This is a genomic window from Citrobacter sp. Awk 4 (assembly GCF_028069725.1).
Taxonomy (GTDB): Bacteria; Pseudomonadota; Gammaproteobacteria; order Enterobacterales; family Enterobacteriaceae; genus Citrobacter_D.
In genome coordinates this window covers 1-13,232 of record NZ_JANEWG010000050.1, presented here as the reverse complement: position 1 = coordinate 13,232, position 13,232 = coordinate 1, and the positions used below count along the sequence as shown (strand labels likewise).

Sequence of the window (13,232 nt, the reverse complement as noted above, 5' to 3'; positions counted from 1 at the left end):
CTCCGTTACCGGAGCCTTAATTAACCACAGCCTTAGCCAATTGTCATCAGGCTGGCGTTACCTCCGGCAGCCGCGGTGTTAACGCTGAGGGAACGTTCAATGTACAGCCGCTCCAGCAGAATATTGGTTTCACCACGGGCAAATCCCTGTACAGAAACGATGGCTCCTTCGCGTGCGGCAACGGCTTCACACAGGGCGCGCAGCTGATCGGAGTCACCGTGGAAGAGCACCGCATCGAACGGTTGCGACGTCAGCCCATCGCGTTTCGCAAACTGAATACGCTTTGCAACGGCGGCAGGCAGGCGTTTTGCCAGCTCACGATGGGCGCTATCATCCGGCCACAAAATCAGACTGCCGACCGACAAGACGGCGGCAATCTGGACCAGGGCATCCTGCTCGTCTTCCGCCAGACATAACACACGTTCGCGCGGCAACAGTGTCCAGGTGTTGCGTTCCCCGGTGGGGCCTGGCAGTACGCGTTGTGTCCCGGACTGGCTGAGCTCGCTGAACTGCTGGCAGAGCGCGCGCAGTTCCGGGCTGTTTTCTGCCCATTGCGTTAATGCTTCCAGCGGCTGAATTAGCGCTGATTTTACCTGGGCATCGACAGCGTAGTGGGCATCCTGACGCGCCAGCGTCGTCCCCAATGCTTTCTCCGGGCGGTTTGCCAGAAGGCGGTACAGATACAGCGGACCGCCTGCTTTTGGTCCGGTTCCGGATAACCCTTCGCCGCCAAACGGCTGCACGCCGACCACCGCGCCGACCATGTTGCGGTTAACGTACAGGTTACCCACACGTGCCGAGCCGGTGACCTGGGCGATCGTTTCATCGATACGGGTGTGTACGCCGAGCGTCAGCCCGTACCCGGAGGCGTTAATTTGTTCGATCAACGCATCCAGATTGTTACGGTTGTAGCGCACCACGTGGAGCACCGGTCCGAACACCTCTTTTTGCAGCTCGTCAAAGCTTTCCAGCTCAATCAACGTCGGGGCGATAAAGGTTCCGGTCTGCCATTCACGGGCATCGTCGCTGTTTTCACGGACGGCCTGGAACACCGGACGGCCTTTAGCGCGCATGGCCTGAATATGGCCTTCGATGTTGCTTTTTGCTTCATGGTCGATAACCGGACCGATATCCGTGGTCAGGCGACCCGGATTGCCCATCCGACATTCGGCCATCGCGCCGCGCAGCATCTTCAGGGTATGTTCAGCGATGTCGTCCTGCAGACACAATACGCGCAGGGCAGAGCAGCGCTGCCCGGCACTGTCAAACGCGGAAGCCAGCACATCCACCACCACCTGTTCGGTGAGGGCTGATGAATCAACAATCATGGCGTTCATTCCGCCGGTTTCCGCAATCAGCGGGATCGGACGACCCTGAGCATCCAGGCGTGTGGCGAGCGTGCGTTGCAACAGCGTGGCGACTTCTGTTGAACCGGTAAACATCACACCGCGCACACGATTATCGGCGGTCAGTTGCGCGCCTACGGTTTCGCCCCGACCTGGCAGCAACTGCACAACGCCGGCAGGCACGCCCGCTTCACGCAGGATCGCAATCCCCTGAGCGGCGATCAGCGGCGTCTGTTCTGCCGGTTTTGCCAGCACACTGTTGCCTGCCGCCAGTGCAGCGGCGACCTGTCCGGTGAAAATCGCCAGTGGGAAGTTCCAGGGGCTGATGCAGACTACCGGACCTAACGGACGGTGTGTTTCATTGTCGAAATCATCGCGTACCTGGCCTGCGTAATAGTGCAGGAAGTCCACGGCTTCACGCACTTCGGCAATGGCGTTGCTGAAGGTTTTACCGGCTTCGCGCACCAGAATGCCAATCAGTTGCTGCATCTGACTTTCCATCAACACGGCGGCGCGTTGCAAAATCGCGGCGCGCTCCTGCGGCGGTGTGGCAAACCAGATAGGGGCGCTATCCACCGCGCTTTGCAGCGCTTGCTCGACTTCCCCTTGGTTGGCTTCGCGCACGAAACCGACGGTATCTTTTGGCTCTGCAGGGTTAATCACAGGCACCATTTCACCGTCGACAACCGACTGTTCCAGCATCGGTTTCGCCTGCCATTTTTGCAGGGCGCTATTGAGCAGGGCGGAGGAAAGAGAGGCCAGACGGTGTTCGTTGGCCAGATCCAGACCGCCGGAGTTCTCCCGGCCCTCACCATAGAGGTCGCGAGGCAGCGCAATTTTTGGATGCGGGAGCCCGGCTTGTCCTTCCTGTTGCGCCAGTTTCTCGACGGCCTCAACGGGATCAGCCACCAGTTCATCCAGTGGTAACGTGGCGTCGGCGATGCGGTTAACAAAAGAGGTATTCGCCCCGTTTTCCAGCAGGCGGCGCACCAGGTAGGCCAGCAGCGTTTCGTGCGTGCCGACTGGCGCATAAATGCGGCAAGGACGGTTGAGTTTACCGTCGGCAACCTTACCGGTGACTTGCTCGTACAGGGGTTCGCCCATGCCATGCAGGCACTGGAACTCATACTGACCCGGATAATAGTTTTGCCCAGCCAGTTGATAAATCGCCGCCAGCGTGTGGGCGTTGTGGGTGGCGAACTGCGGATAAATCAGGTTCGGCACGCCAAGCAGTTTCTTCGCACAGGCAAGGTAAGAAACATCGGTATACACCTTACGCGTATAAACAGGATAACCTTCCAGACCGTCCATCTGCGCGCGTTTGATTTCGCTATCCCAGTAGGCGCCTTTCACCAGACGGATCATCAGACGGCGGCGCGAGCGAGTCGCCAGGTCTACCAGATAATCAATCACCAACGGGCAGCGTTTCTGGTAAGCCTGGATAACAAAGCCAATACCGTTCCAGCCTGCCAGTTCCGGTTCAAAACAGAGTTTTTCCAGCAGGTCGAGCGAGATCTCCAGACGATCGGCTTCCTCGGCATCGATGTTAATACCGATATCGTACTGGCGCGCCAGCAGGGTTAGAGACTTCAGGCGCGGGTACAGCTCTTCCATGACGCGGTCATACTGCGCGCGGCTATAGCGCGGGTGCAGCGCCGAGAGCTTGATGGAGATGCCCGGACCTTCGTAAATACCGCGACCGTTCGAGGCCTTACCAATCGCGTGGATTGCCTGCTGGTAGGAAACCATATAGGCCTGGGCATCTACCGCGGTCAGCGCGGCTTCACCCAGCATGTCGTAGGAGTAGCGGAAACCTTTATCTTCCAGCTTGCGCGCATTAGCCAGCGCTTCTGCAATGGTTTCTCCGGTTACGAACTGTTCGCCCATCAGGCGCATCGCCATATCCACGCCTTTGCGGATCAGCGGCTCACCGCTCTTGCCGATAATACGGTTCAGTGAACGGGAGAGGTTGGCTTCGTTATGCGTTGACACCAGTTTACCGGTGAACAGCAGACCCCAGGTCGCCGCGTTGACAAACAGCGACGGGCTGCGGCCAATGTGTGACTGCCAGTTGCCATTACTGATTTTGTCGCGGATCAGCGCATCGCGCGTGGCTTTATCGGGAATACGCAGCAGCGCTTCCGCCAGACACATCAACGCCACCCCTTCTTGCGAAGAGAGGGAGAACTCCTGCAACAGGCTTTGAACCATGCCGGCACGACCGCTGGCCGTTTTCTGGTTGCGGAGTTTTTCCGCCAGTTGCCAGGCCAGTTTATGCGCCTGTTCTGCAACAGGTTGCGGCAGGCGAGCCTGCTCCATCAGCATCGCGACGGCATCCGTTTCGGCGCGACGGTATGCGCTGGTGATGGCGGCGCGTGAAACCGACTGGGGTAAAATATGCTCAGCAAACTCGAGGAAAGGCTGGTGGATTTCATCCGGGTGGGCGAGGGACTCTTCGCCTTCGTTTGCCGCACCTGCCAGTAGTGCCGGGAGTTCTGGCAGATCGTCATTGTTTTCCAGTTTTTCCAGATAATTAAAAATTGCCTGTTTGATGAGCCAGTGTGGGGTGCGATCGATACGTATTGCCGCTGATTTAATACGTTCGCGCGTCGCGTCATCCAGCTTAACCCCCATCGTGGTGGTTCCCATGCCGTGTGCTCCTGTTATTCTGGTAAGTAGTACTAATGGTTATCGAGAAATATCTACTATGTTGCAACTTTGTGCAACCTTGTTAAGTGTGATGTGGCTTGCAAGCTTAAAAATGAATGAATTGTTAAATATTGGCTGGGTGTTCTCTAATCGGGAAATAAAAAGTGAATTATTTTCTCTGCGGTAGTTAACACTTTTAAAAGGTGCAACCTTGAAAAATGTGAGAGAGTGCAACCTATAGAAAAATGGTATGCCGTCGAATAAAAAAATGATGTAAATGGTGTGTTAAATCGATTGTGAATGACCACAGCTTCCGGCAGGATACGGTCGCCCTGGTAAACATATACACCACTGCCACGTTCCGGCAGGGGATAAACGGCAAGTATCGATATTGCCGATAAATGATTCTGGAGATTTTTGATGGCTATTAGCACACCGATGCTGGTGACATTTTGTGTCTATATTTTGGGCATGATATTAATTGGGTTTATGGCATGGCGTTCAACGAAGAACTTTGATGATTATATTCTGGGGGGCCGTAGCCTTGGTCCATTTGTGACCGCATTATCGGCGGGCGCATCGGATATGAGCGGCTGGTTACTGATGGGGCTGCCAGGCGCGATTTTCATTTCGGGCATTTCAGAAAGCTGGATTGCAATTGGCCTGACATTAGGCGCGTGGATTAACTGGAAATTGGTGGCGGGCCGTCTGCGCGTGCATACCGAATACAACAATAACGCGTTAACCTTGCCGGACTATTTCACCGGACGTTTTGAAGACAATAGCCGCATTCTGCGTATTATCTCCGCGTTGGTTATTCTGCTGTTTTTCACCATCTATTGTGCTTCTGGCATTGTGGCGGGGGCGCGTCTGTTTGAAAGCACCTTCGGCATGAGCTATGAAACGGCGTTGTGGGCAGGGGCAGCCGCGACCATCATTTATACCTTTATTGGCGGTTTCCTCGCGGTAAGCTGGACCGATACCGTTCAGGCCAGTCTGATGATTTTTGCGCTGATCCTGACCCCGGTTATGGTCATTATCGCCGTGGGTGGTTTTGGCGACTCGCTGGAAGTGATCAAGCAAAAGAGCATTGAGAATGTGGACATGCTCAAAGGGCTGAATTTTGTCGCCATTATTTCCCTGATGGGCTGGGGGCTGGGTTACTTCGGTCAGCCGCATATCCTGGCGCGTTTCATGGCGGCGGACTCGCACCACAGCATTGTGCATGCGCGTCGTATCAGTATGACCTGGATGATCCTGTGTCTGGCGGGGGCAGTAGCCGTCGGCTTCTTCGGTATCGCTTACTTCAACGATAATCCGGCACTGGCTGGGGCGGTTAACCAGAACTCTGAGCGTGTATTCATCGAACTGGCGCAAATTCTGTTCAACCCGTGGATTGCCGGTATTCTGCTGTCTGCCATTCTGGCGGCGGTGATGTCGACTCTGAGCTGCCAGTTGCTGGTGTGCTCCAGTGCGATTACCGAAGATCTGTACAAAGCTTTCCTGCGCAAAGGTGCCAGCCAGCAAGAATTAGTGTGGGTAGGGCGCCTGATGGTGCTGGTGGTGGCGCTGGTATCTATCGCGCTGGCGGCCAACCCTAATAATCGGGTTCTTGGCCTGGTAAGTTACGCCTGGGCTGGTTTTGGCGCTGCATTTGGTCCAGTGGTACTGTTTTCTGTAATGTGGTCGCGCATGACCCGCAACGGTGCTCTGGCTGGAATGATCATCGGTGCTGTAACGGTCATCGTCTGGAAACAGTTCGCCTGGCTGGGTCTGTATGAAATCATTCCGGGCTTTATTTTCGGTAGCGTTGGTATCGTCGTCTTCAGTCTGCTGGACAAAGCACCGTCTGCCGCCATGCAGGCGCGCTTTGCGAAAGCGGATGCGCACTACCATTCGGCACCGCCATCGCGTCTGCAGGAGCAGTAACAGAGCCTGAAGGCAGCGAACTGCTGGCCGGATAAGACGCTTACGCATCATCATCCGGCAAAAACTCTCTCCAGCCCGCCACGTGCGGGCTTTTTCGTCTCAGCATCCCACAAAGAATTAATAACCATTAATCAGCTAAGTATTTACATTCTTTCATCATAATCAAAACATTCTGCTTGAGTTTTCTTTCTCTGTAATGATAATCACTATCACTGCAATTTACTTTTCTTTGCATCAGTTGACTAAGAATAACGTTTAAGGGCCCACGGCATGTTTGTTCCGTTTCTAATTATGTTACGCGAAGGGTTAGAAGCTGCGCTGATTGTGAGTTTGATCGCCAGCTATCTGAAGCGTACCCAGCGTGGTCGCTGGATTGGTGTGATGTGGATTGGGGTGATACTGGCGGCGGGATTGTGCCTGGCGCTGGGGATCATCATCAATGAAACCACAGGTGAATTTCCACAAAAGGAACAAGAACTGTTTGAAGGCATTGTGGCAGTCATTGCCGTGGTGATCCTGACCTGGATGGTGTTCTGGATGCGCAAAGTGTCGCGCAACGTCAAAGTACAACTGGAGCAGGCTGTCGATACTGCCTTGCAGCGGGGAAATCATCACGGCTGGGCGTTGGTCATGATGGTCTTCTTCGCCGTTGCCCGTGAAGGCCTTGAATCGGTGTTCTTCCTGTTGGCCGCGTTTCAACAGGACGTGGGGTTCTGGCCACCGCTGGGTGCGATGCTGGGGCTGGCAACCGCAGTGGTGCTCGGTTTCTTACTTTATTGGGGCGGGATCCGCCTTAATCTTGGCGCTTTTTTCAAATGGACCAGCCTGTTCATTTTGCTGGTTGCGGCCGGGCTTGCCGCGGGTGCGATCCGTGCGTTTCACGAAGCGGGACTGTGGAACCATTTCCAGGATGTGGCATTTGATATGAGCAATATTCTCTCAACCCATTCGCTGTTTGGAACGTTGATGGAGGGTATTTTTGGATATCAGGAAGCGCCCAGCGTGAGTGAAGTCGCGGTCTGGTTTATCTATCTGATTCCGGCGTTGGTGCTGTTTGCGCTGCCGCCTCGTGCAGGTACGACCGCGTCTCGTACAGCACCCTGAAAAATGTGGCGCAGAAAATTATTTAGTTACAACATACTTATTTAAAGGGATGAGTCATGACGATTAACTTCCGCCGTAACGCGCTACAGCTGGGTATTGCTGCGCTGTTCGCCTCCGCTTTTACTGCTCATGCAGCTGATATTCCACAGGTTAAAGTCACCGTTAATGATAAACAGTGTGAACCGATGACCCTCACAGTGAATGCCGGAAAAACGCAGTTCATTATTTTGAACCACAGCCAGAAAGCGCTGGAGTGGGAAATCCTCAAAGGCGTGATGGTAGTAGAAGAACGAGAAAATATCGCCCCAGGTTTCAGTCAGAAAATGACCGTAAATCTGCAACCGGGTGAATATGACATGACCTGCGGTCTGCTGACCAACCCGAAAGGGAAGCTGATCGTGAAAGGCAGTGCAACGGCGGATGCGGCGCAAAGCAACGCAATATTAAGTCTGAGTGGCGCGATTACCGAGTATAAAACCTATGTCACGGCGGAAACCGCACAACTGGTGACCGGCACCAAAGCGTTTACCGATGCCATCAAAGCGGGTGATATCGAGAAAGCAAAATCACTGTATGCGCCAACGCGTCAGCATTACGAGCGTATTGAACCTATCGCGGAACTCTTCTCTGATCTTGATGGCAGTATCGACGCGCGTGAAGATGATTACGAACAGAAAGCGGCAGACCCGAAATTTACCGGCTTCCATCGCCTGGAAAAAGCCCTGTTCGCCGACAACAGTACGAAAGGCATGGAAAAATATGCCGACCAACTTTATACCGACGTGGTTGATCTGCAAACGCGTATCAGCGAGTTAGCGTTCCCGCCGTCAAAAGTGGTGGGCGGCGCGGCCGCTCTGATTGAAGAAGTTGCCGCCACTAAAATTAGCGGTGAAGAAGAACGCTACAGCCGCACTGACCTGTGGGACTTCCAGGCAAACATCGATGGCGCACAAAAGATCGTCAACCTTCTGCGTCCACAGCTCCAAAAATCCAATGCAGAATTACTGGCGAAAGTGGATGCCAACTTTAAGAAAGTGGATGCAATCCTGGCGAAATATCGCACTAAAGAGGGATTTGAAACCTATGACAAGCTGACCGATGCCGATCGCAACGCTCTGAAAGGGCCAATCACGACGCTGGCGGAAGACTTGTCTCAATTGCGCGGCGTACTGGGTCTGGATTAAGCACCATGCAGCAAGATAATGAAAACGGCGTGAGCGAACCGTCACGCCGACGTTTACTGAAAGGGATGGGAGCATTGGGCGGCGCGCTGGCGCTGGCGGGAGGCTGTCCGGTGGCTCATGCGCAAAAATCGCAAAGTGCGCCGGGGACCTTGTCGCCGGATGCCCGTAGCGAAACGCAACCCTTCTACGGTGAACATCAGGCGGGTATTCTCACGCCGCAGCAGGCGTCTATGGTGCTGGTGGCCTTTGACATTCTGGCCAGTGATAAAGCGGATCTCGAACGTCTGTTTCGCTTGTTGACGCACCGTATCGCTTTCCTGACGACGGGAGGGCCCGCGCCTGAAACGCCTAATCCGCGCTTGCCGCCTATGGACTCCGGGATCCTCGGCGCCTGGATCGCACCGGACAATCTGACTATGACGCTCTCGGTGGGGCACTCGTTGTTCGATGAGCGCTACGGATTACAGGCTCATCTGCCGAAAAAACTGCAGAAAATGACGCGCTTTCCAAATGATTCACTGGATGCGGGGTTATGCCACGGGGATCTGCTCTTACAGATTTGCGCCAATACCCAGGATACGGTGATTCATGCGCTACGCGATATTATTAAGCACACACCGGATCTCCTGAGCGTGCGCTGGAAGCGGGAAGGGTTTATCTCCGATCACGCAGCACGCAGTAAGGGAAAAGAGACGCCAGTCAATCTGCTGGGCTTTAAAGATGGCACCGCCAATCCCGACAGCGCAGACGCCAGGCTGATGCAGGATGTGGTGTGGGTGACCGCAGAACAAGGGGAACCTGCGTGGGCGACAGGAGGCAGTTATCAGGCTGTCCGCCTGATTCAGTTCCGCGTTGAGTTTTGGGACAGGACGCCGCTGAAAGAGCAGCAGACCATTTTTGGTCGTGATAAACAGACCGGGGCGCCGCTGGGAATGCAGCACGAACATGATGTACCGGATTACGCCAGTGACCCGGAAGGAAATGTGATCGCGCTGGACAGCCATATTCGACTGGCGAATCCGCGCACAGCGGAAACCCAATCCAGTCTGATGATGCGCCGTGGCTACAGTTACTCGCTCGGCGTGACCAATTCTGGACAACTGGATATGGGACTGCTGTTCGTCTGTTATCAGCACGATCTGGAAAAAGGCTTTTTGGCCGTGCAAAAAAGGCTGAATGGCGAAGCGCTCGAGGAGTACGTTAAGCCGATAGGCGGCGGCTACTTCTTCGCACTACCCGGCGTAAAAAACGCCGACCGCTATCTGGGGCAATCCCTGCTGGAAGCCTGATGGTCAGCCCCGCTTTTCCTGCGGGGCTATTCCTCTCATCCTCATGAATGAAGATATTATTTTTTGAGCTAACCAATGTTCTGAAATAATTTTGTCATATCCCTGTAAGAGACTACTGTCAGCACAAAGAGAATTTTTCGTTAATGTAAAGTAAAAATGTTGTTGCGTTAATGATCGATTCTGATGTAATTATACGTATGAGCGGTAGTTCCCGGCAGTGATGGTCATTCACTATGGAGATCGCGAATGGTAAGGTCCTCAACTGGACATGTTTTTCACAGTAACCGCAGTACCTTACGCGGAAGTTTCTCCTCCGGTAGCCCACTCGTCACCCCTAAATTTCTCTCACTTCTTCTTAGCATTGTTACTGACGCCGTATACGGTGCGCGTAGCCGCGTGTGGTGTCTTTTTAGAAAGCAAGCTATGGCTTACAAGGAAGCCAACCCTCAGATGTGTGTGCGCATAATCGTGCTGCCAGCGGCACGTGTGATGTATACCTACAACTCAAGGTGCTATCCATGGGAAGACAAAAAGCAGTGATCAAAGCTCGTCGCGAAGCAAAGCGTGTGCTGAGACGGGATTCGCGTAGCCATAAGCAACGTGAAGAAGAGTCGGTCACCTCGCTTGTGCAGATGGGCGGCGTAGAAGCAATTGGCATGGCGCGCGACAGTCGCGACGCAACACCGATTGCTGCGCGAAATGAGGCTCAGGCGCACTACCTGAACGCCATTGAGAGTAAACAGCTGATCTTTGCTACGGGTGAGGCCGGGTGTGGTAAAACCTGGATCAGCGCGGCAAAAGCAGCAGAGGCCCTGATACATAAAGATGTAGAAAGGATCATTGTCACCCGTCCAGTCCTGCAGGCCGACGAAGATCTCGGCTTCTTGCCTGGGGATGTTTCGGAGAAATTCGCGCCTTATTTTCGCCCGGTCTATGATGTGCTGGTGAAACGTCTGGGTGCGTCTTTTATGCAGTATTGCCTGCGACCTGAGATTGGTAAGGTGGAAATCGCGCCGTTCGCATATATGCGCGGACGTACATTTGAAAATGCAGTTGTCATTCTCGACGAGGCTCAGAATGTGACTGCTGCGCAGATGAAAATGTTTTTAACTCGCCTCGGGGAGAACGTCACGGTGATCGTCAATGGTGATATTACCCAATGCGATTTACCTGCTCACGTTCAGTCAGGGCTCAGTGACGCGTTAGCGCGTTTTGAAGAAGATGAGATGGTCGGGATTGTCCGATTCAACAAAGACGATTGCGTGCGTTCAGCGCTCTGCCAACGTACGCTTAATGCTTACCGCTAGCGGTAAGTGATCTCATAGCCCGGGAAACCGGGCTTTGTTTTGAGCCTGATCGTATTTGCTTATTTCGCACAGTGTGAATTTACTCTGCTGGAACCCGAGGAATTATTTTTTATCACTGTTCCCGTAATTGGCCCAGGCAACGTCAAAGAGTGTGTCATTCTCGTCAATTTTCTTTAACGCTAGTTCCACAAAGGTAAGAAGGTCATCGTTATAAATGCCGTCTGCCGTGACCTGCTATTCGCAATAGACCGCCATCTGTGTAGGTTTTTTTGATGGTAACCCCTGATGGAAGGCTGCTTCTGCAATGTGCGAATTCAGCCTTCCCCTGGCGTTTAGATTATGTGTCGATGAGAATTACGAACCTGTTGGCGTTTCGGTGGCCCTGGAGTCTCTGATGTGGATTATTCGTAAATACACACCAGAGATTGAGGCTCTGCAATCAGTGCTGAGAGATTATGAGTCTTAATTTTCTTGTTTTGTAATCGAAATTAACATTTTCATCAAGTCGGAAATAATAGTCTTGTTTTTATTCTTCCTATTAACATAGAGCCCGCTGTGGATCCTGATATTGGGAATTTCTAATGTGCGCGTACCCGGGGGAGAGAAGTAAGGGATTAAGCATTCAGGGAGAAGTAACATACCTTCTCCGGCGCTGGCAGAAATGAGAAGCGAGGCAGTATCCCGCTCAGTTTCCATGATCTCAACATGTGGAATGAAATCGCATATACTTTTGGAGACAATTCCTTTAAGTTCAGATGAAAAAACATCTTTCCTGATGAACAGTTTTACGTTTTTGATTGCGTTGAAGCTTTTCAATGACTCATCTGGGATATTATTGGGTATTATAATGAACAATGATTCATCGCTGTATTTATGGAAAACAACATCTTCACTGTATGTGATTTTCCTGAAAGAAAGAATACCTACATTAGGATTGGTTTTTAATGACTGTATTTCTTTGCACGAAATGGAGACCCTTCTGCATGTTATAGGTTGATTTGTGTTTTTTAACCATGTCATTAAGTGCTGATAAATAATGAATGGAACGCTAATATCACAAAGCAATTCAAATCTGTTGCTTTTTTGAGATGAGCAAAAATCACTTTCAATATCACATAATAAATCGTGAACAGGTTTTATTTTTTCATATAGGGACTGTGCAAGTTCAGTGGGGTCAATCTGGTTATATTTCCTGATAAATAGCTTCCCTCCTATTTTTTCTTCCAGTTCATACAAAACACGAGCTAAAGGTGAGCGTGTCACACACAATTGATCCGCAGCATAATTAATACAACGGGTCTCGAAACAAACAATAAAATATTTTAATTTTTTAGATATTAGTAAAGTCATGTGCACTCCGTATAAAAATTGTCCGCTGTTGTCTGGGATTGGCAAGCTCCGGTGATAAATATAATATTTATTTACAATCCACAGGTATAATCTTTAGACATATCTTTTCAATACTCTTAACATTAAAAATACAGTGGTTTCGCACACACTTGGCGCAAAAATGGCTTATCAAGTGAATTATAAAAGCACTCTTATTTTAGTTGCTTAAATCCTACAGACTTGCCGAGTCTTACTTGTCCGAATTTTAACCGCAAAGCTAAATGCCATGAAGATATCCGGACAAGATAGTTTGACCATTGCTACGATCTACGAGCCTGTTTCTGACCGTTCTGAAGGAATGGTATACCGCCCGGTCGGTCAGAAGGACGTTCGTCAGTGTGTCAAAACGGCGAATGTTGATACTAGTGTCATCCGTCCCGCAGGCTGGGCCCTTGAGCGCCGGGGGGGTAATGGCCCCGGCCGGTGTCGTGCAGACATTCCATAATAGTCAGTATGTGTTAGCGTTGCAGGCCGCCCCTGCTGCAATTGTCTGCTTCCGCGGTAGTGAGAAATTTTGCGTGATGATGGCGTTAGCGACAATCATCGATTCTTTATAAACATCTAATCAGAAGTACAACATGTTATTGGTGTTAATGCTGACCACCGTGGTGGAAATATTGCGGGGGAAGTAACAATTCACCTGTACGGTTCAGGCAATGATGTTAGCTCACGTTAAATATTCTATGTTGTTAGCACCAGTCGTAGGGAAATTTATTCTGTCTTACGATACAGGGAAATTCTCTTTTGATATATATGAAGCATAAATTGCACAGTCCGAAAGCAAAAATTAGGCATGGTTGACAACTCGCTTCTGTTAGTCTTTTCCAAATTAGGTATGTACTGATGGTCTGAAAGAATACACATATATTCTGTCTGTCAGGAGAAAATGATCGTCAAAGTTGGCATGGGGCCAGCAGAATTCATTATTCTGCAATTCAGCCAGAATGTCGAACAACAATAATTACACAATATTATCGTACCAGGCTCAATGGTGTTGCTAACTCAACAACTGGAGAATAATGATGACTGTCACGC

General features: G+C 51.5%; 7 protein-coding genes. 5 read left to right on the top strand and 2 right to left on the bottom strand.

What is annotated here, in order from left to right:
• Nucleotides 1-32: 32 nt before the first annotated feature.
• Nucleotides 33-3,995, bottom strand: coding sequence for a trifunctional transcriptional regulator/proline dehydrogenase/L-glutamate gamma-semialdehyde dehydrogenase (gene putA, locus NNO04_RS17815; RefSeq protein WP_271445811.1), 3,963 nt, complete (start codon nt 3,993-3,995; stop codon nt 33-35).
• A 420-nt stretch (nt 3,996-4,415) separates the two neighbouring features.
• Between putA and putP the strand changes: the two genes are divergently transcribed.
• The 5 genes from putP to phoH all read left to right on the top strand — a co-directional run bounded on the left by putP (nt 4,416) and on the right by phoH (nt 10,808).
• Nucleotides 4,416-5,924 carry a sodium/proline symporter PutP gene (gene putP / locus NNO04_RS17810; RefSeq protein ID WP_271445810.1) on the top strand — a complete coding sequence of 503 codons (1,509 nt, stop codon included), beginning with the start codon at nt 4,416-4,418 and terminating at the stop codon, nt 5,922-5,924.
• Between the two features lie 270 nt (nt 5,925-6,194).
• Nucleotides 6,195-7,028 (top strand): iron uptake transporter permease EfeU, encoded by an 834-nt coding sequence (efeU, locus tag NNO04_RS17805; protein ID WP_271445809.1) that lies wholly within the window; start codon nt 6,195-6,197, stop codon nt 7,026-7,028.
• A gap of 56 nt (nt 7,029-7,084) precedes the next feature.
• Nucleotides 7,085-8,212, top strand: a complete 1,128-nt coding sequence (efeO, locus tag NNO04_RS17800; protein ID WP_271445808.1) for an iron uptake system protein EfeO — start codon at nt 7,085-7,087, stop codon at nt 8,210-8,212.
• 5 nt (nt 8,213-8,217) lie between these two features.
• Entirely contained in the window at nt 8,218-9,501 is a 1,284-nt protein-coding gene (gene efeB, locus NNO04_RS17795; RefSeq protein ID WP_271445807.1) for an iron uptake transporter deferrochelatase/peroxidase subunit, read from the top strand.
• A gap of 518 nt (nt 9,502-10,019) precedes the next feature.
• A complete protein-coding gene (phoH, locus tag NNO04_RS17790; protein WP_271445806.1) occupies nt 10,020-10,808 on the top strand; it encodes a phosphate starvation-inducible protein PhoH in 789 nt (262 codons plus the stop codon).
• A gap of 462 nt (nt 10,809-11,270) precedes the next feature.
• On the opposite strand, the gene NNO04_RS17785 is transcribed toward phoH, so the two are convergent.
• Nucleotides 11,271-12,158 (bottom strand): LysR family transcriptional regulator, encoded by an 888-nt coding sequence (locus tag NNO04_RS17785; RefSeq protein WP_271445805.1) that lies wholly within the window; start codon nt 12,156-12,158, stop codon nt 11,271-11,273.
• Nucleotides 12,159-13,232 lie beyond the last annotated feature (1,074 nt).